19 protein-coding genes, 1 pseudogene and 1 riboswitch are annotated in these 18,502 nt (G+C 68.9%); of the genes and pseudogenes, 13 read left to right on the plus strand and 7 right to left on the minus strand.

Annotation, left to right across the window (positions count from 1 at the left end):
- Window positions 1–301: 301 nt before the first annotated feature.
- The 3 genes from TMO_RS15925 (at window position 302) to TMO_RS15935 (ending at window position 2,869) form a co-directional block, all read left to right on the plus strand.
- Window positions 302–1,264: a DMT family transporter gene (locus TMO_RS15925; RefSeq protein ID WP_014746676.1), complete on the plus strand. Its 963-nt coding sequence runs from the start codon at window positions 302–304 to the stop codon at window positions 1,262–1,264.
- On the plus strand, window positions 1,261–1,887 hold the full coding sequence (locus TMO_RS15930) for a hypothetical protein (protein ID WP_014746677.1): 627 nt from the start codon (window positions 1,261–1,263) through the stop codon (window positions 1,885–1,887). Before TMO_RS15925 ends, TMO_RS15930 begins: the two co-directional genes overlap by 4 nt.
- 217 nt (window positions 1,888–2,104) lie before the next feature.
- Complete coding sequence (locus TMO_RS15935; protein WP_014746678.1) at window positions 2,105–2,869, plus strand: SDR family NAD(P)-dependent oxidoreductase; 765 nt, start codon at window positions 2,105–2,107, stop codon at window positions 2,867–2,869.
- An 87-nt stretch (window positions 2,870–2,956) separates the two neighbouring features.
- On the opposite strand, the gene TMO_RS15940 is transcribed toward TMO_RS15935, so the two are convergent.
- Window positions 2,957–3,265 carry a 4a-hydroxytetrahydrobiopterin dehydratase gene (locus TMO_RS15940; RefSeq protein WP_014746679.1) on the minus strand — a complete coding sequence of 103 codons (309 nt, stop codon included), beginning with the start codon at window positions 3,263–3,265 and terminating at the stop codon, window positions 2,957–2,959.
- Window positions 3,266–3,391: 126 nt separating this feature from the next.
- Here TMO_RS15940 and TMO_RS15945 point away from each other — a divergent pair, with 126 nt between their 5' ends.
- The gene (locus TMO_RS15945; protein WP_014746680.1) at window positions 3,392–3,829 is read left to right on the plus strand and encodes a metallopeptidase family protein; all 438 of its coding nucleotides are present in this window, start codon (window positions 3,392–3,394) and stop codon (window positions 3,827–3,829) included.
- 31 nt (window positions 3,830–3,860) lie between these two features.
- Here TMO_RS15945 and TMO_RS15950 read toward each other — a convergent pair whose 3' ends face one another.
- Window positions 3,861–4,286: an acyl-CoA thioesterase gene (locus TMO_RS15950; RefSeq protein WP_014746681.1), complete on the minus strand. Its 426-nt coding sequence runs from the start codon at window positions 4,284–4,286 to the stop codon at window positions 3,861–3,863.
- A 597-nt stretch (window positions 4,287–4,883) separates the two neighbouring features.
- Between TMO_RS15950 and TMO_RS15955 the strand changes: the two genes are divergently transcribed.
- The gene (locus TMO_RS15955; RefSeq protein WP_014746682.1) at window positions 4,884–5,204 is read left to right on the plus strand and encodes a hypothetical protein; all 321 of its coding nucleotides are present in this window, start codon (window positions 4,884–4,886) and stop codon (window positions 5,202–5,204) included.
- Between the two features lie 201 nt (window positions 5,205–5,405).
- Here the strand turns inward: TMO_RS15955 and gluQRS are convergent, their stop codons facing one another.
- Complete coding sequence (gene gluQRS / locus TMO_RS15960) at window positions 5,406–6,314, minus strand: tRNA glutamyl-Q(34) synthetase GluQRS (RefSeq protein ID WP_014746683.1); 909 nt, start codon at window positions 6,312–6,314, stop codon at window positions 5,406–5,408.
- A gap of 287 nt (window positions 6,315–6,601) precedes the next feature.
- Here gluQRS and TMO_RS15965 point away from each other — a divergent pair, with 287 nt between their 5' ends.
- From TMO_RS15965 to TMO_RS16005, 8 genes and pseudogenes are all read left to right on the plus strand, one after another.
- Entirely contained in the window at window positions 6,602–7,588 is a 987-nt protein-coding gene (locus TMO_RS15965; protein WP_014746684.1) for a pyruvate carboxyltransferase, read from the plus strand.
- 71 nt (window positions 7,589–7,659) lie between these two features.
- Complete coding sequence (locus TMO_RS15970; RefSeq protein WP_014746685.1) at window positions 7,660–8,424, plus strand: TenA family transcriptional regulator; 765 nt, start codon at window positions 7,660–7,662, stop codon at window positions 8,422–8,424.
- Window positions 8,425–8,516: 92 nt separating this feature from the next.
- Window positions 8,517–9,470 carry an aminotransferase class IV gene (locus TMO_RS15975; RefSeq protein WP_014746686.1) on the plus strand — a complete coding sequence of 318 codons (954 nt, stop codon included), beginning with the start codon at window positions 8,517–8,519 and terminating at the stop codon, window positions 9,468–9,470.
- Between the two features lie 49 nt (window positions 9,471–9,519).
- A complete protein-coding gene (locus tag TMO_RS15980; protein WP_014746687.1) occupies window positions 9,520–10,908 on the plus strand; it encodes a hypothetical protein in 1,389 nt (462 codons plus the stop codon).
- A gap of 62 nt (window positions 10,909–10,970) precedes the next feature.
- Window positions 10,971–11,681, plus strand: a complete 711-nt coding sequence (locus TMO_RS15990; protein ID WP_014746688.1) for an RraA family protein — start codon at window positions 10,971–10,973, stop codon at window positions 11,679–11,681.
- Between the two features lie 126 nt (window positions 11,682–11,807).
- Window positions 11,808–13,217 (plus strand): sensor histidine kinase, encoded by a 1,410-nt coding sequence (locus TMO_RS29565; RefSeq protein ID WP_014746689.1) that lies wholly within the window; start codon window positions 11,808–11,810, stop codon window positions 13,215–13,217.
- A gap of 185 nt (window positions 13,218–13,402) precedes the next feature.
- Window positions 13,403–13,936 (plus strand): annotated as a pseudogene (locus tag TMO_RS16000) (HNH endonuclease); the annotation flags it as partial.
- A 238-nt stretch (window positions 13,937–14,174) separates the two neighbouring features.
- Window positions 14,175–15,383 (plus strand): pyridoxal phosphate-dependent aminotransferase, encoded by a 1,209-nt coding sequence (locus TMO_RS16005; protein ID WP_051045529.1) that lies wholly within the window; start codon window positions 14,175–14,177, stop codon window positions 15,381–15,383.
- On the opposite strand, the gene thiE is transcribed toward TMO_RS16005, so the two are convergent.
- From thiE to TMO_RS16025, 4 genes are all read right to left on the minus strand, one after another.
- Window positions 15,380–16,018: a thiamine phosphate synthase gene (thiE, locus tag TMO_RS16010; protein ID WP_014746692.1), complete on the minus strand. Its 639-nt coding sequence runs from the start codon at window positions 16,016–16,018 to the stop codon at window positions 15,380–15,382. The genes TMO_RS16005 and thiE overlap by 4 nt on opposite strands.
- The gene (gene thiM, locus TMO_RS16015) at window positions 16,015–16,824 is read right to left on the minus strand and encodes a hydroxyethylthiazole kinase (protein WP_014746693.1); all 810 of its coding nucleotides are present in this window, start codon (window positions 16,822–16,824) and stop codon (window positions 16,015–16,017) included. Before thiM ends, thiE begins: the two co-directional genes overlap by 4 nt.
- Before the next feature lie 101 nt (window positions 16,825–16,925).
- A riboswitch (TPP riboswitch) is annotated at window positions 16,926–17,045 on the minus strand.
- Window positions 17,046–17,086: 41 nt separating this feature from the next.
- Window positions 17,087–17,665 (minus strand): demethoxyubiquinone hydroxylase family protein, encoded by a 579-nt coding sequence (locus TMO_RS16020; RefSeq protein ID WP_014746694.1) that lies wholly within the window; start codon window positions 17,663–17,665, stop codon window positions 17,087–17,089.
- Between the two features lie 25 nt (window positions 17,666–17,690).
- On the minus strand, window positions 17,691–18,236 hold the full coding sequence (locus TMO_RS16025; RefSeq protein ID WP_014746695.1) for a disulfide bond formation protein B: 546 nt from the start codon (window positions 18,234–18,236) through the stop codon (window positions 17,691–17,693).
- Window positions 18,237–18,502: the final 266 nt, after the last annotated feature.

Consider the following 18,502-nt stretch of genomic DNA (forward strand, 5'->3'; position numbering starts at 1 on the left):
CCTTTTCTCGCGAGGGTTTCCCCCCGATGATACCCCCGGTCCCCGTTTGATAAGCGGCGGGGCCGACGCTGTCAATGAGCGCCGCCCCTGGCCGGGGCGAAACCGCGGGTATCCGGCAAGTGCTTGGCCCGCCGGGCTTTGGGCGTCCGGCTGTCGGGATCGCGGGCCGCATCCATACGGCGTTCGCCGCCGCCTGCATTCCGGCCATGCGCAAGCGGGGATCCGCAGACCATTGGCATCGCCGCCGATCGGGGGTCTATTGTCTCGTCACCCGCCGCGATCCGCCCGTCAGGTTCCCCAGATGCCCGTCCGTCCTGTCCCGTCCGCCCCGGTCGATCCGGGCCGCGCCCTGATCGTGGGCGGGCTCTGGATGACCGCCGCCTGCGGCATGCTGGCCCTGCTTGCGGCCGAGATCCGCATGGCGGCCCAGCATGTCCACCCGCTGGAGGTGGTGTTCTTCCGCAACCTGTTCGGCGTGGTGCTGATGGTGCCCATGCTGCGCCGGCTGCCGCTGCCCTATGATTTCCGGCGGCGCTGGACGCTGTTCGGGCTGCGCGGACTGACCAGCTTCCTGGCGATGTCCACCTGGTTCTTTGCCGTGGCGACCATCCCGCTCGCCGATGCGGTGGCGCTGAACTTCACCCTGCCGCTCTTTGCAACCCTGCTCGCCGTCATCACCCTGGGCGAAACGGTGCGGGCCCGGCGCTGGACCGCGCTGGCGGTGGGTTTCGCCGGCACGCTGGTGGTGCTGCGCCCCGGCTTTACCGAGGTGTCGGCCGGCACCATCGCCGCGCTCGCCTCGGCACTGTTCATGGCCTCGTCGGCGATCTCGATCCGGCGCATGGCCGCCCATGACGGGCCGGCGGTGATCACCTTCTGGTCCAATATCGTGATGACGCCGATCTCGCTGATCCCGGCCGCCTTCGTCTGGACCTGGCCGGGCTGGGAAGGCTGGGCCTGGCTGCTTCTGGTGGGCGCCACCGCCATCATCGCCCAGATCTTCCTGTCCCGTGCCTATGCCGCCGCCCCCACCTCGGCGGTGATGCCGTTCGACTTCACCCGCCTGCCCTTTGCGGTGCTGATCGGCCTTGCCTTCTTCGACGAGGTACCGGACCCCTGGACCTTGGTCGGCGCAACCGTCATCATCGGCTCGGCCGTCTACATCACCCGCCGCGAGGCGCGGCTGGCCAGCCGGCCCACGGCCGGGCAGATCACGACGGCACCACAGCCCGACCGCCCCGAAATCACGTCCGAGGACAAATGACCGACCGTGAGACAAGCCGCCCCGCCCTCGCCACCATTCTCGCCGTCAATCAGCGTGAGGCGGTGGAGCGCGTGGAAGCCGGCGACGGCCGGCCGCTCTGGCGGCTGATCTGGTTCGGTGCCTCGCGCATCGGCATGGGGGACGCCGGGCTCGAAGCCCTGCAGGATGCGCTGGGCGAGGACTTCCCCGACTTCCTGGCCGAAGTGGATCGCGGCGAGGAAGAGGCCGAACGGGTGCTGGAGCTGGACCTGCCCGGCGACGGGCCGGAAGACGAGCGTGCCGCCCGTGCGATCGCGGTCGCGGCCAACCCGAGCGCGATCGTGTTCTCGGGCGTGTTCGAAGGCGCGCCCTCGGCAGGTGGCGCCTCGCGGCCGATGATCCAGCACGAGGATGACGAAGGCGAGGAACTGATCGCGGGCGACGGTGCCCGCTGGCTGGCGGTGGTCGCGGTGGACCGAAGCCGCGGGCGGCTGGCCCTCAGCCGGGTGGTGGAACGCGGCGGGCGCCCGACGGTGGTGCCGCCTGCGGGCGACGACGACCTCGATGCCTTCCACGACCTGATCGACTGGCTGGCCGGCTGGGCCGGCTGGACGCCGGTCGGCACCCGCACCCTCGACTCCTGACCGCCGGCCTCACGCCACGCGATGGCTTCGGCCCTGATCCGGCAACCGGGCGCCCGCCTGCGGCGCGACCCGGCCGTCGCAGGGTGACCCGCGGGTCGGCCGGGCTTGACCCCTGCCGCTGAATGGCGGATCAATGCCCGGCGATGGGGGAGCATTCCGGAGGTCGCCGCCCCGCGCCCCGGCCCCGCAGCGACAGCGATCGAGGAGACCAGGACCCATGCAGATCAACGGTGTTGCCGCAGTCGTGACCGGTGGTGCCTCCGGCCTGGGCGCCGGCACGGCCCGGGCGCTCGCCGCCGCCGGCGCCAAGGTGACCGTCGTCGACCTGAACGAGGAGGCGATCGAAGAGCTGGCGCGCGAGATCGGCGGCCTGGCGATCAAGCTGGATGTGACCAACCCGGCTGCCGCCGAGGCCGCCTTCGAGACGGCCGCCGCGGCCCACGGCCCGGTCCGGATCCTGGTCAACTGCGCCGGTATCGCGCCCGCTTTCAAGGTGCTCGGCAAGGAAGGCCCGGCCTCGCTCGACGCCTTCGCAAAGGTGGTGAACGTCAACCTGATCGGCACCTTCAACATGATCCGCCTGGCCGCCGCCCAGATGGCGAAGGCCGATCCGGTGACCCAGGACGGCGAGCGCGGCGTGATCATCAACACCGCCTCGATCGCGGCTTTCGAAGGCCAGGTCGGCCAGTCGGCCTATTCGGCGTCGAAGGGCGGTGTGGTCGGCCTGCTGCTGCCGGTTGCGCGTGAACTGGCCCAGCACGGCATCCGCATGTGCACCATCGCCCCGGGCATCTTCGGCACGCCGATGCTCTTCGGCCTGCCGCAGCAGGTTCAGGACAGCCTGGGCGCCAGCGTGCCCTTCCCCTCGCGCCTCGGCCGGCCCGAGGAATATGCGGCACTCGCCCGCCACATCGTCGAGAACAGCATGCTGAACGGCGAGGTCATCCGCCTGGACGGCGCCATCCGCATGTCGGCGCGCTGAACCGCCGCCGGACCCGGCAGGGCCGCAAAAACGACAGGGAAAGGGCCGCTACCCCGCGACGGGGAGCGGCCCTTTCCCTATGACCGGTCAGGTGGACAGGCCGCTGCCGGCCGCCGCCTCTTCGATCACCCGGGCGAGCTTCGCGTCGCGCGCCGACAGGCCGTCGGCATCATGGGTGGTCAGCAGGATCGTGACCCGGTTGTAGACGTTCGACCATTCGGGATGATGGTCCTGTCCGTCGGCCGCAATGGCGACCCGGGTCATGAAGCCGAAGGCGGCCTTGAAGTCGGTGAAGCGGAAGGTCTTCTCGATCGCGTCACGGCCTTCCACCTCGGTCCAGCCGGAGAGCGAGGCAAGAAGTTCGGCACGGGCGGCGGGGTCGAGCTTTTCGACCATGTCGGGGCTCCCCATATCGCGTCCACGGGCCTCTGGCGCCCGCGGATCTCTGACCACCAGAAGGGCCAGCAGGCGCAGGGCCTGTCAACCCGAGAGACGTGACATCCCAACGGAGGCGCAAGCCCGATGACCGCTGCCGAGGACGATCCGGCCCGCCGCTATGGCAATCTCGTGGCGCCCGGCCTCGATGTGTTCGATGCGATCGCCGATCAGGCCTTCGGCAGCCTGCCGGCCGCCTTCCGCGAGGCGATCGGCCCGGTCGCCATCCGGGTCGAGGATTTTCCCGACGACGAAACCCTGGCGGAGATGGGCATCGAAGACCCGTTCGGCCTGCTCGGCCTCTATCGGGGCGTGCCGCTGACCGAGCGGTCACTGACCCAGCCGCAGGCCTGGCCGGACATGGTCTTCCTCTACCGCCGCCCGCTGCTCGACGCCTGGGCCGAGACAGAGGGCGAGGCCGCCGGCTCGACGCTCTACGAGCTGATCCGCCATGTGCTGATCCACGAGATCGGCCACCATTACGGCTTCTCCGACGAGGATATGGAGCGGATCGAGGCGGATTGAACCGCCCCGATCCCTGGCGCAGCGCTCCGTCTCAGGCGCCCTGCCAGCCCATGCGCTCCAGAAACCAGCCCGGCACGGGCGCCGAGCGGCCGGCCTTCATATCGGTATAGACCCAGATGATCTCGCCGGTGGAGAGCAGCGCGTCCTCGCCCTTGGGATGGATTTCAATCGCAAAGGTCACGCTCGACCGGCCGGCTGCGCCGATGCGCACGCAGACATCGATCTCGTCGTCGAACCGGATCGGCCGCTTGTATTCGACCGTCGCCTTGACCAGGTGGAAGTCGAAAGTATCCGGCGAGAAGTGATCGTTATAGCCGATCTCGCGCGAGCGCAGGAATTCCGTGATCGCGGTGTCGAAATAGGTCAGATAATGCGCATTGAATACCACGCGCTGACCATCCACCTCGGAATAGCGGATGCGGAAGGGGAAGTGGAAATCGAAATCCGAACGGGCCATGGGGGAGGGCGTCTCCTGGGTGCGGGCGCCTCGCGGGATGCGGGCGCCTCTCTTTGATCTGCCACCGCCCGAACGGGCCGGGGCATGCGGTGCCTATCCTAGACGGGCCGGCAACGGCCGGCCAGATCCTGTAGCGCAACGCCCGCGGGGCTTGACAGCCCGGCGCATCGGTATACCATCGCGGACATGAGCATGATCGGACATCGCCATACGCGCGGTTCTGCGCGAATTACGGGCCCGGCCCTCTTCTGAGGGGGCCGGGGGTTTTCCCGTCTTGCGATGAGGGTCGCTGCCGGCTTGCGGCGCCTGCGGTCCGCCACCAGATCGATGCGTTGGTCCCGATGACCGTTTCTGTCTTCGTCTCCCCCCGCAGCTGCGTCTCTGTCCGACACCGCCGGCGTCACACTGCATGCTGGACCGGTCTTCGAATTATCGGCCCGGTTCTCCACTGAGAACCGGGAGACCAGATGACGGCATGCGATATCCCCTGCCCGCCCGTGACGGTTGCGGCAGGCGGATGTCGGGACAGAGACCGTGACCGGAGAACGGCCCCCGACAACAGCAGGGCCCCGGTTACCGACGACGAGGACCGCCCCCATGTTGACCGCCACCCTCAGCACCACCACCGCCCATCTCGCCCCGGCAGCCGAAGCGGTGGCGCCTGCCACCGCCTGCTTCTTCGTGGTCGCCGCCGCCGAGGTCGGCACCATGTCGCGGGTGCTGGAAGTCTTCGCCCTGCGCAGCCTGCTGCCGTCGCGCTGGCACAGCCAGCGGGTCGGTGGCCGTGCGGACGAGGTTCATATCGACGTTCAGCTCGACGACGTTGTGCCGGGCGAGGCCGAAAAGCTGGCGCGCAAGCTCCGCCAGCTGGTCGAGGTCCGCCAGGTGCTGATCACCTTCAAGGCGGTGGCCGACTGAAGCCCCGCCCTCTCCGCACCCGTCCCGACCGGCATCCGCCCCTCCGATGATGCCCCGGGATGGTGGCGGCATGTCTCCGCCCGCGATCCACGCCCCCTTCCCCCGGATCGTGCGCGCTGATCCCCATGACATGCCGGCCCCGAGGCCCGGCCCGCGGCGCCCCACCGCGCGGCCGGGCTTTTCCGTCCGGGGCGGCCGGGTCTAATCGGCATCAGCCAGACCCAGCCGTCGGCGGATGCCGGCCGGCGTGACACCCGCCTCGCGCAGATCGGCAAGCCGCACGCCGGGCGTGCGCTTGGCCAGCCGCCGCCCCTGATCGTCGGTCAACAGGCGATGATGCCGCCAGACCGGCACCGGCCAACCCATCAGCGCCTGCAGCAGGCGGTGGAGATGGGTCGCCGCCTCAAGGTCGCGGCCGCGGATGATGTGGGTGATGCCCTGCAATGCGTCGTCATGCGTGACCGCGAGGTGATAGCTGGCCGGCACGTCCTTGCGCGCCAGCACCACGTCGCCGTGAATGGCGGGCGTCGCCTTCACCGGCCCCGCATCCATATCGGTCCAGCTGAGGTCCGAGGCGACAGTCCCCAGGGCGGCCAGCGCTGCCGCCATGTCCAGCCTGAGGGCGTGCGGGTGCCCCGCCGTCAGCCTGGTCGCACGCGCGGCAGGCGTCAGCCTGCGGCAGGTGCCGGGGTAGAGCGGGCCGTCGGGTCCCGCAGGCGGGGGGCCGTGGGGCGCCGAGGCACTGGCCGCAATCTCGACCTCGATCTCCGACCGGGTGCAGAAGCAGGGATAGACCAGATCCCGTGCCGTCAACTCGTCCAGGACGGTGCGATAGACGTCGAAATGCTCCGATTGCCGGCGCACCTCGCCATCCCAGCTCAGCCCCAGCCAGTCCAGGTCCCGGAAGATCGCATCGACGAATTCGGGGCGGCACCGGGTGGTGTCGATATCTTCGATCCGCAGGATGAAACGTCCGCCATGCGCCCGGGCGTAATCGTGAGACAGCATCGCCGATAATGCGTGGCCCAGATGCAGCAGCCCCGTCGGGCTCGGCGCGAAGCGGGTGACCGGCATCACGGCCGGGGGCGCGGGATCGATGGTCTGGCTCATCCGGCCTTCTCCGGGTCTTTCATGTGCATATGCAACCGTGGGACGATTAATGAAAACGATAATTGACTCTCGGTCCTGTCCTGACAGAGGATATCAACCAGAAGTCGTTATGGGTTTGGTTTCATATTGCAATAAAGCTGCAAAGGGACTGCAGCAAAGACCATGAAACCCCCAGGCGACGCGGAATGTCCATCACGGGCGACGCGGGCGGCGCCTGCCCCGCCTTCGGGGCCTGCCGGTCTCATCCGGGAGACCGCATGGCTGGCGCCAGCTTGAGGAGTGGTATCGTGACGATCAGGGTCATCGACGTGACACTCCGCGACGGCGGATATGTCAACGATCACGGCTTTACGCCACAACAGGCCGCAGCACTGGTGGCGGGCCTTGCGGCATCCGGCCTCGACTATGTGGAGATCGGCTATTACCGGCCCCATGACGAGGCCCTTTATGACGGTCGGCCGGCGGCCTGCTGCCCGGCCTGGTATGTCGACCAGATGCGCAGGGTGTCGGACCGCACCGGTCTGACGGTGATGGCGCATGTCCATCAGGTGATGCTGGACGATTATGCCCGCCTCGCCGATCAGGGCGTGCGGCTGGTGCGCATGCCGGCAACGCCGGCCCGGCTCGATGCCGCGCTCACCCATGCCGAGCGCATCCGCTCTCTGGGCATGGAAGCGGCGATCAATCTGATTCGGGCATCGGAACAGCCGCTGGATCTGGCGCCTGACGTGGCACGGCGTGCCCGGGATGCCGGTGCCAACTGGTTCTACATCGCCGACAGCAATGGCGGCCTCTATCCGCACGAGGTCTCACGCCGCATTGCCGACATCGCGGAAGCGGCAGGTCCCGGCGGCCCGGGCATTGGTTTTCATGCCCATGACGGGCTCCGCCTCGGCTTCGCCAACACATTGGCTGCCATCGAGGCCGGCGCCGTTATCGTCGATGGGTCTCTCGGCGGCATGGGCAAGGGCGGCGGCAACTGCCAGACCGAGGCGCTGGCCGTCCATCTGCATCGTGGCCAGGGCCGGGCATTCACCCATGAGCGGCTGGCGCGGCTGATCTCGGAGCATCTGCTCGACTGGGTCGACCGGCGGGCCTTCGCGCTCTACGAGAACTGCCTGGCCGCATCCATGAACCTCAATCTCGACGATCTTCGGGCGCTGCGCGAAGACGCGGCCCGCGACGGCCGTGCCTTCCTGGATGTACTTGCCGGCCGGCTGGCCGGTCTGATGCAGCCGGCGGAAGCAGGCACCCTGGCCCGCGGCGCGGCCTGAGCCTCGACCGCCCTGGCTCTTTTCCCGTTCTCACCAAACGATCCACCCACGCGACGACTGGAAGGTTCGACATGACGGACTTCGTCGAAACGCTCGACCGCATGATTGCCGAGCGCAAGAAGATGACCAGCCCCCTCTATCAGCTGATCATGAGCGGCAAGGCGACGCAGCGGCTGCTGCAGAACTTCGTCATCCACCGCTGGCCGATCAAGAACTTCTGGACCCGCAACATCCTGGGCATCGCCTCGCGGATCGACGATTACGAGCTGCGCATCTCGCTGGTCGAGAACATCTACGAGGAAGAGACCGGCCGGCTGACCGACAGCCGCCGCCACCTGCTCTCCTTCGTCGATTTCGGCAACTCGGTCGGCGTCACCATGGATGACATTCAGGCCGCCCCGCTGCTGCCCGAGACCCAGGCGGTGATCGACCACAATGTCGGCGTCTGCAACAACACCGCCGTCCATTTCACGGCCGGCGTCGCCTCGGTGCTGCTGCTGATGGAAGGCCAGCCGCCGATCGTGAACCCGCAGAAGCGTTCGATGCTCGACGTGATGCGCGACGTCTATCAGCTGCCGCCCGAGGGCTATGACTATTTCGTTCATCATGCGTCGTCGACCGAGGGCGACGACCATGTGAGCGAGCTCGAGGACGAGCATGCCACGGTCGCGCGCGAGCTGCTGCGCCGCTACGCCAACACCCCTGAGCTGCAGGACCAGTGCGTGCGCATGCTGGGCCGGGCGCTGGATCTGCGCCACGCCCATTTCGACGCGATGCTGCGCAACTTCTACGACCCGGCCGAAGCGCCGTTCCGCTACCAGGACGTCGCCGCCTGAGATGACCGGGTCCGGGTCCGCCGTCATGCGGCGGACCCGGACCCTTCACTCCCGACGCCCCCACCCCGACGCCCCGCCCCGGAAGCCGCTCCATGCCCACACCCGTGCGTTCATCGAAGACCTTTCCGCTCTGCCATCACGACGGTGCCCTGGTGCCCTGGGAAACCGCGACCCTGCATGCCGCCAGCCTTGCGCTGCGTTATGCCGTCTCGGTCTTCGAGGGCATCCGCATCTACCGCACGGCCGATGGCCGCGGGCTGAAGGTGCTGGAACTGCACCCGCATCTCGACCGTCTGGCGGCTTCGGCCGGCATGATGTGGCTGCCGGATCCCGGGATCGACCGCATCCCCGACATCATCGCCGAACTGGTGGCGCAGAACGTCGTCACCGACGACGCCTATGTCCGTCCCTCGATCTCGGCCGGCAATCCGGGGGAGCTGGGCCAGGCGGCTCAGCCGCTGCTGACCGTCACCATCACCGCCCAGGGGCGCAAGACCTGGCTCGCCGACGACAGGCGGATGAAGGTCAAGCTTTCGGCCTGGCAGCGCGCCCATGACCTGGCCTTCCCGTCGGCGGCGAAGAACATCTCCAATTATGCGGGGGCGCGCATCGCGATGCTGGAGGCGAAGTCTCAGGGCTTCGACAACGTCGTGCTCGCCAATGCCGACGGCTATCTGTCCGAGGCGCCGACCGCGATCCTGTTCCTGGTGAAGAACGGCCGGCTGATGACCCCGGCACTGTCGGAAGGCGTGCTGCCCAGCATCACCCGGGCGCTGACCCTGGACATTGCCGCCGAACTCGGCATTCCCGCGGTCGAAACCCGGCTGACCCGCGCCGATGCCTGGACGGCGGACGAAGCCTTCCTCTGCGGCACCGGGCTTGAATACGCGCTGATCGGCCAGATCGACGGCCATGTGCTGAAGCGGGCCGACGCGGCCCCGATCTCGCAGCAGATCATTGCGCGCTATTTCGAGCGCGCGCGCGACATCCGGGCCGCCGCGGGCGATCTGATCCTGCCGCTTCCCGATGCGGCCGCCGTCGCCTGACCGCCGCACGCCTCGTCAGGGATACATCCCCGAAGAAGGGTCCAGAGCCATGATCGACTGGCATGCCGCCGCCACCGTCCTCGCCGGGCTGACCGCCGAGGGGGCCGGCCTCGCCCGGCGCGTCTCCGCCGCCGTCGCCGCAGCCCCCCGTTTCCAGAACAAGGCCTTCGACCTGGCCCCGGCGCCGCTGATGGTGCGCGCCGACCGGGTGGAGGCTCATGCCCGCGACCTGGAGGCCTATGTGGCGCTGCTGGAATCGGCGGTCGAAGCCTATCGCGCCGACCCCGAGGTCCGGGCCTATATCGCGCTCGATCCTGCGGAAGAAGCCGCATCGCTGGCACCCCATCATCTGCCCTCCACCGTTCGGGTCTGCCGGATCGACGGCTACCCCGCCCTGCCTGACGGCCGGGTGGTGGTGCTGGAGAACAATGCCGACAGCCCGGCCGGCACCATGTTCACCGGCCGGATCAACGCCGTGATCGACGATCTGGTCGAGGCGCCGCTCGCCGCCGCCGGGCTCGGCATCTGCAAGCTGCCGCTCGACAAGGGTGCGCCGCTGCTGGAGCGCTTCCTGGAAGACTACCGGCTCTGGGGCGGCACCAATCCGGATCCGGTGCTGGCCGTGCTGCAGGAAGACGGCAAGGCCAATGTCGAATCGGTCGAAATGGCGGCCGCCTATACGGCGCTCGGCACAAGGACCCTGGTGGTCGATCCGCGGGCGGTCGAGTTCCGCGATGGCGCCGCCTGGGCGGGCGATACCCGCATCGATCTCTGCTGGAACAAGATCAACACCGTCTACTGGCGCCGGCTGACCGCGGACCATCCCGATCTGCTGCCACGCTGGGTGGCGGCGATCGAGGCGCGCGCCATCCTGCACCTCAACCCCTTCCCGGCCCGCTATGTGGCCGAAAGCAAGCGCACTCTGGCGTTGGTGCGCGAGCCGCGCTTCGCCCATCACTTCACCGAGGATGAACGCGCGCTGGCCGAGCGTCTGCTCCCCTGGGCCTCGAAGCTGGAGCCGGGCAAGCAGGTGCTGTTCGAGGGCACCGCGCGCGATCTGCGCGACCTGCTGATGGAACGCCCGCAGGACTGGGTGCTGAAAGAGCCCTACGACATCCGCGGCGACGGCGTCACCATCGGCCGCGACACCGATCACGTCACCTGGATCGCGAAGATCGAACAGGGCTTCGCCGAGGGCAATATCGCCCAGCGCTATGTGCCGCCGTTGACCTATCCGATCCTGACCGACCCGGCGACGGGCACCTGCGTGCCGATGAAGGTCAGCCTCGACACCTTCGTCTTCGGTGGCCGTTTCATCGGCTTCGGCGCCAAGGCCAGCAACAACGAACGGGTCAACGTATTCCAGGGTGGCCGCAAGCTTGCGGTCCGGGTGGCGGAGCCGCGCCGTGCCGCCGGCCTCGCCTCCGACGCCGCCTGATCAGCCGACCCCGGCCCCCGGCCCCGCACCCCCGCACCCGACGACAACGGAAGAACCATCCCATGACCGACCAGAGCCCCGCCGCCGCTGCCGAAACCCTGCCGCTCGACGATGCCGGCGTTTATGCCGTGCTCTCGCGCGCTTCGACCGCCGCGGTCTCTGACGTGCTCGACATGCTGGGCTACAATAACGGCCTGCTCGGCATCCGCCCGCTGAAGCCTGGCCATCGGGTCTGCGGCCCGGCCTTCACCGTGGCCTTCGAACCGGTGGCCCCGGGCGAGCCGGCACCGGCCGCCGATTATATCGAACAGGTGCCGCCGGGCCATGTGGTGGCGCTGGCCAATGACGGCCGCACCTGGTGCACCGTCTGGGGCGATATCCTGTCGGCGCTGGCCCAGAGCCGTGGCATCGCCGGTACCGTCATCGACGGCGCCTGCCGCGATGCCACCGAGATCATGGCGCTCGACTACCCGATGTTCTCGCTGACCGCCTATATGAAGTCGGGCAAGAACCGGGTGCGCATGGTGGCGACCCAGGTGCCGGTGACCATGGGCGGCACGCAGGTGGAGCCGGGCGACTGGCTGGTCGGCGACGATTCGGGCGTGGTTGCCGTGCCGGCGGCCCGGCGCGCGGAAGTGGCCGGGCTGGTGCGCGAGGTGGAGGCGATGGAGGCGCGGGTGATCGCCGATGTCCGCGCCGGCATCCCCCTGGCCGAGGCACGCCGCCGCCACGGCTATAACCGCTTCGCCCTCAAGGTCGAACCCCGGCCCTGACCGATCGGCCCGAGCCGGGCCGCCCCCTCCTGCTTTGCGCGGTTTCCACCGGTCCCGATTGACTTTCGATCCCCGGCTGTCGCCATGATGTACGCACCTGATCATGGCGGTGGACGACGGAGACGGATGGGAGAGCGGGACATACGCGACGGCCTGCGCAACGCCCGGGTGGCGATGGAGGCCGAACTCTCAAGGCGCGCCGCGATCGCCACCTTCCCGGGGGCGGCTGCGGCCACCGCCTTGATGTGGCCCTATGTCGACCATCTCTGGGCGATCGGCTGGGTGGTGCTGATGTGGGCGATCTCGGCGATCCGCATTCCGGTCGCCCTTCTGGCCCTGCGCGCAGCCGAAGCCGACGCCGTCACCGAAGCCCAGAGAACCATGGTCGCCGGCGGCATCGCCGTCGCGTCCTTCGGCTGGGGGCTTGGGGTTGCCGCGGGCCTGGGGCTCGGTACCGCAGGGGCCACGACGATTGCCGTCGTGGTCCTGCTTGCGATTTCGTCGGTGGGCATCGCCTATGTGATGGATCGGGCGATGCTGGTGGCCTTCATGGTACCGCTGGCCATTCCGCCGATCGTCTTCCTGCTCGCCCGTCACGAGGGGCAGGATCTGACGATGGCCGCGTGCTATGTCGTCTATCTGGTCATCTTCGGGAGTTTCGCCAGCCGCCATCACCGCTGGATCGCGGACATGCTGCGGCTCAACATCGAAAACCGGCAGCTGCTGGAACGCCAGGCCCGCGATGCGGGGCGGATCCGGGCCCTGGTCGATGAATTGACCGTCACCAATACCCGGCTGGAACGCTCGCTGCACGATGCCCAGGCGGCCAACGACGCCAAGAGCCGCTTCCTGGCCCAGGTCAGCCACGAGCTGCGGACGCCGCTGAACGCGATCCTCGGCTATTCCGAAATCATCCGCGACCAGATGTTCGGGTCGGATGCCGCCACCTTCCGCCGTTATTCCGAACAGGCCGGCTATATTCACCAGTCCGGGCAGATGCTGAAGGCGCTGATCGAGGATCTGCTCGATGTCGCCAGGATCGAGAGCGGCCGCACCGAGGTCGAGATCGGCAGAGTGGATGTCTCCCGGGCGATTGAGGGCGCATTGACGGCCATTCGTCCGCAGGCGGCCGCCAAACGGCAGTCGCTGCGGGTCGACCTGCCCCCGGACCTGCCGGCCGTGGCAGCCGATCATCGCGCGCTCGGTCAGATCCTGAACAATCTTCTCGGCAATGCCGTCAAGTTCACGCCCGAGGACGGCCATATCACCATCGCCGCACACCGGACGTCCGGACCGGGCCGCCAGATGGTCGCGATCACCGTCACCGATGACGGCATCGGCATTCCTCCCGAGGCGATCGACCGGGTGTTCGAGCCTTTCGAGCGTGGCGGCAACGTCATCCGGCGGAGCATTGAAGGCACCGGGCTCGGCCTCGCGATCAGCCGGCGCCTGGCCGAAGCCATGGAGGGGAGCGTGACGATCGAGCGCCAGCGCCGCATCGGCACCGCGATCACCCTCAGACTCCCCGTCGCCTGAGCCGATATTCCCCCGGTGAACGACCGGACTGCATCCCCCTGCAGTTGAAACCGTGCCGTGCCGGCCCCAGTCCGGCCCGCGCACAGGCTCTTGATCTTTCATGCAAGCATCACAAATCATTGATACCATATGGTCGCGAGGCGGGCGTCCTCCACGCCCGCCCGGTTCAGGGGGAGACGGAGCCTGTGGGCCTATCCGCGAGCACCTGTCCGGCGCTGGTACTGAACGCCGATTACCGACCACTCAGCTACTTCCCGCTGTCCCTGTGGTCGTGGCAGGACGCGATCAAGGCAGTATTCCTCGATCGCGTGAACATCCTTTCCGAATACGACTCCGTGGTGCACAGCCCGCGCCTGGAGATGCGTCTGCCCAGCGTGATCTCGCTGCGCAGCTATGTGCCGGTGAACCGTCGCCCGGCCTTTACCCGCTTCAACGTCTTCCTGCGCGACCGTTTCCGCTGCCAGTATTGCGGCCGGCGTTTCGCCACGGAAGAATTGACCTTCGACCATGTGGTCCCCCGCGCCCGCGGCGGCACCACCACCTGGCAGAACGTCGTCACTGCCTGCACGGCCTGCAATACCGCCAAGGGTGCCCGAACGCCCGAGCAGTGCGGTCTGACCCTCAGGTCGGTGCCCAAAGCCCCGGACCTGACCGAACTCCAGGAAGCCGGGCGCCATTTTCCGCCCGGCAATTTGCATCCAAGCTGGCGAGACTATCTGAACTTCGCCGGGCTGTCCGAGATCCGCTCGGACGAGGATGCGGTCGACGGGGCTCTGGCCGCGCATACCACCTTGCGCGCCATCCAGAGCGAGGCCCAGGGCCGCGCCTTCCCCCGGGACATGACCGAGGGTGAGTACTGGGGGGTCCAGCTGGAAGACGATTGATCGCCCGTTGCGTTCATGCCCGCGATCCGCGAGGATCGGCACCCTGAGACGGTGTCGACAGATGTGGGGCGTCATGAGCGGGCATGAGAGCGGGGCGAATACGGGCGTGGCCGGCAGGCTTGGACTGTCGACACGAATAGCCGCCATGCCGACCAACCAGATCGCCGATATCGCCGATCTGGCCCGCGAGGATCCGTCGGTGATCCGGCTGTGGATCGGCGAAGGCGACCTGCCGACCCCGGATTTCATCCGTGGGGCCGCCGAACAGGCCATGCAGGCCGGACAGACCCGCTACACCTACGGCCATGGCCTGCCGGCGCTGCGCCGGGCGCTCGCCGACTATCACGCCCGTCATTGGGGCGTGGCCGTCGATCCCGGGCGGTTCAGCGTTACGGCCGGCGGCGTTCAGGCGATGATGCAGGCCTTCCAGGCGATCCTGGAGCCGGGGGACGAGGTGATCGCCCCGGTGCCGACCTGGCCCAACCTGGGCGCGATCGTGCGCATCAATCACGGCCGGCTGGTGCCCGTGCCCTTCCGGGTGAGCGACGGCCGCTTCTCGCTTGAGCTCGACGATCTGGTGGCGGCGATCGGCCCGCGGACCCGGGCGATCGCGATCAACTCGCCCTCCAACCCGACCGGCTGGGTGATGCCGAGAGAGCAGATGGCCGAGCTGGTGCGCATCGCCCGCACCCGCGGGCTCTGGATCCTGTCGGACGAAGTCTACGGCCTGTTCGTCGACGGCGATCGGCCGGCACCCTCCTTCCTCGAGGTAGCGGAGCCCGATGACCGTCTGCTGGTCACCAACACCTTCTCCAAGAACTGGTGCATGACCGGCTGGCGTGCCGGCTGGGTGATTTTCCCCGACGGCATGTCGCGGGTGTTCGAGAACCTGTCCCAGTACAACACCACCGGCGTCGCCACCTTCATTCAGCAGGCCGCCATCTCGGCCCTGAACGAGGGCGATCCCGGCGTCAGGGCGCTGGTCGCCCGCACCATGGCCGCCCGCGACGTGCTGCTCGATGCGCTGGCCGGCATCCCCGAGATCACGGTGGTGAAGCCCGATGGCGGCTTCTACCTGTTCTTCGGCGTGCGCGGCATGAACGATGCCTTCTCCACCGCCGTGCGCATCCTGCGCGAAGCGGGCGTCGGGCTCGCCCCCGGCTCCGCCTTCGGCCCCGGCGGCAGCGGCTATCTGCGCCTGTGCTTCGCCATCGATCCGGCGCTCGCCGCCGAGGCGGCCCGGCGGCTCGACGCCTTCTTTGCCGGCACCCGGCAGGGTTAGCCCCGGCGACAGTCCCGGATGGCGTCGGCGATCAGCCGGGCCGCGGCCTCGGGATCGGGCTGTCCGCAGATCGCCGAGACCACCGCCAGGCCCTTGGCGCCCGATGCCAGCACCGGCGCCACATGCTCCGCCTTCAGCCCGCCGATGGCCACCGCCGGCACGGGCGACAGCGCCACCAGCCGGGCAAGGCCGTCGAAACCGGTCGGCGGCTCGTGATCCGGCTTGGTCTGGGTCGCGAAGACAGGGCCAGCCCCCACATAGTCGACCACCGAGGGATCGACCGCCCGCACCGCCGCCTCGGTCTCGACCGACAGGCCCAGGATCATCCCCGGCCCGACCCGCCGACGGGCCTCTGCCGCGGGCATGTCGCCCTGGCCGACATGCAGCCCATGGGCACCGATCGCCACCGCGGCATCGACATCGTCGTTCACGATCAGCGGCACGCCGGTTCCGTCCAGCACCGACATGAGCGCCCGGCCCGTCTCGATCAGCCCGGCCGTGCCGGCCGCCTTGTCGCGCAGCTGAACGATCGTGGCCCCGCCGGCAACGGCGGCGCGGGTGGTCTCCACCATCGATCGCGCCCGGCAGAGATCGGGGTCGAGAACAAGATAGAGCGAGAGATCGAAACGCTTCATGCCGGCCGGATCCTTTCCCCCACCTCGAGCGCCTGAGAGTCAAGACCATGCAGCGCATCAAGGAAGCGCACGGCAAAAGACCCCGGACCGCCTGCGCCCTGGTCCGCCGCCTCCCCCGCCGCCGCAAAGGTGGCGAGCGCCGCAACCGTGGCCTCGAACGGGGCGTCGGGAGCCACGGCCGTAAAGGCGCCGACCAGGCAGGTGAGCGAGCAGCCGAGCGCCGTCACCTTCGGCATCAGCGCCGAGCCGCCCGAGATCCGCGCCGCCCGCCTGCCGTCGGTCACGAAATCGACCGGGCCGGTCACCGCCACCACCGCGCCATGGGCCCGCGACAGCCGCCGGGCCGCCTCTTCCGCCTGTTCCACCGGGTCGCCGGCATCCGCCCCCTGGCCGGCACTGACCCCGCCGTCGAGCGCGATGATCTCGGACGCATTGCCGCGCACCACCGTCGGCCGCAAGGCCAGCAGCTCAGCGGCCACACGCCGCCGGTAGCCGGTCGCGAAATGGGCGACGGGGTCCAGCACCCAGGGCCGACCGGCCGCCATGGCACCCGCAATCGCCGTTTTCATGCCACCAACCCAGCCGGGGGAAAGGGTGCCGATATTGACGGTCAGCGCACCGGCGATGCGGGCGAACTCGCCCGCCTCTTCCTCGGCATGGACCATGGCCGGAGAGGCGCCGGCGGCGAGCAGGACATTCGCCGCCACGTTCATCGCCACGTAATTGGTAATGCATTGCACCAGCGGCGCAGTCTGCCGCATGCGGGCATGGAGTTCAGCGGCACCGGCGGTCTTCTGCGAGGTCATTCCGGTTCCTCCCTCTCTCGGTCTTGATCGACCCGGCCCGCACCGGCAGCGAGGGGAGAGGTTCCGAAACGCCGTCTCCCCCGCACCGCATGGGTTGCAGGGGCCGGCCATCCGCACCATCCCTCCGCCAGTATGAACTGGATCAGGTTCTTCGGGTCCCTGCGCTGCCTTGCGGCCCGGCAGAATCTCAGCCCCTTGTCGGGACACCCCTGGTGAGGTCTTCAGACTGCGCGCCGCCCGGGCGCGGTGTCAACAGCGCCGATCAGAGTCGGGTCGACAGCCAGATCGCAAGCCGGGAGCCTGCACCGATCAGCGCCTTCATCGCCTTGTAGCCGGTCGCCTGTTCGGCGCCATGGGCGAGGCCGGTATCGCGATGCTCCAGCTCTTCCGCGCGAAAACGCTCGATCGTGTCGCGGAGCGGCGCTTCGTCGGGGCCAAGTGCGGCAGACTGGGCGCGGTAGTGGCGGTCGATCTCTTCCTCGACCGCAACCGTGCAGGCCATCGCCGCCCGCGGCCCCATGGCGGCGGTCACCGCCCCCAGCGCAAAACCCGCGGCATGCCAGACCGGCGACAGCAGGGTCGGGCGCACCCGGCGGTCCACCATCATCCGGTTGAAGGTCTCCAGATGCACCCGTTCCTGATCTGCCATATGTCGGATCGTGGCACCGTGCGGGCCCTTGCCCATCACCGCCAGCTGCCCGGCATAGATCCGGGCAGCACCATATTCCCCCGCCTGATCGACCCGGATCATCCGCTCGACCAGGGTGCGGGGATCGGGATCGCCGGGCAGGCTGCGTGCAGCGGTGGGGCGGCGGTCGGTCGGGCTGGGTTCGTCTGTCATCTCAAGGCGGTCTCCGGTCGGCTCGTCAGCCATGCCTGAAGATACGCCGCGCGCCGCCCGCGGCAATCCCCGCCAGCAGAATCGACAGCAGCGCATTCCACCCCGCCATGCTGATCCCCAGCAACGACCAGACGATATCGGTGCAGGCGGCACGCGGTGCGCCGGCAATGGCGGCCCGCAGCGCGGCCAGATCCTGGGCACCGCCGCCTTGGGCCGTGCTCATCGTACAGGCGGCGCTTGCCTCCACCCAGCCCTGCTCGACACCCACATGATAGAGGCCGATGCCGCCGGTCACCAGCAGCAGCACCGTGATCAGCAGCAGCCCCCAGCCCTGCACCCGCCGCGAGGGCCCGAGCGCCGTCAGCGCACCTGCCGCCACCACCACGCCCAGATGCGGCCAGCGCTGCTGCAGGCAGAGCACGCAGGGCTCCAGCCCGCCCAGGACCTGGAAACTGAGCGCGCCCGCCAGCAGGGCAAGGCTGGCGGCCCCCAGAAAGGGGAGCAGCGGATCGATCCCACGGGCACGCAGGCGTGCCGCCATCAGGTCGACGGGCTTGGTGAGCAGGGACATGGGGCGCGTTCTCTCCGGCATGTCGGACGGCCGCACGGGCGGCCGGGCGGGCCATCCTGCGGCAGGGCCTGCGACCGTTCCGTGACGTGTGTCACGGCGGCTCGACGGATGCCGCGAGTGTGGCTAGGATCGACCGGACAAGCAAGTCGCACTCCGCACACACCGGACAAGGGTCGTGCGGCCCCCTGCGACGCCTCGTCTCGCCAGCGGAGATCCGTGCATCATGGCCCGCAGCACCCGGACCGCCGTGTCCGCCTGTCCCGTCC

The organism is Tistrella mobilis KA081020-065 (assembly GCF_000264455.2).
In the GTDB taxonomy this organism is placed as follows: Bacteria; Pseudomonadota; Alphaproteobacteria; order Tistrellales; family Tistrellaceae; genus Tistrella; species Tistrella mobilis.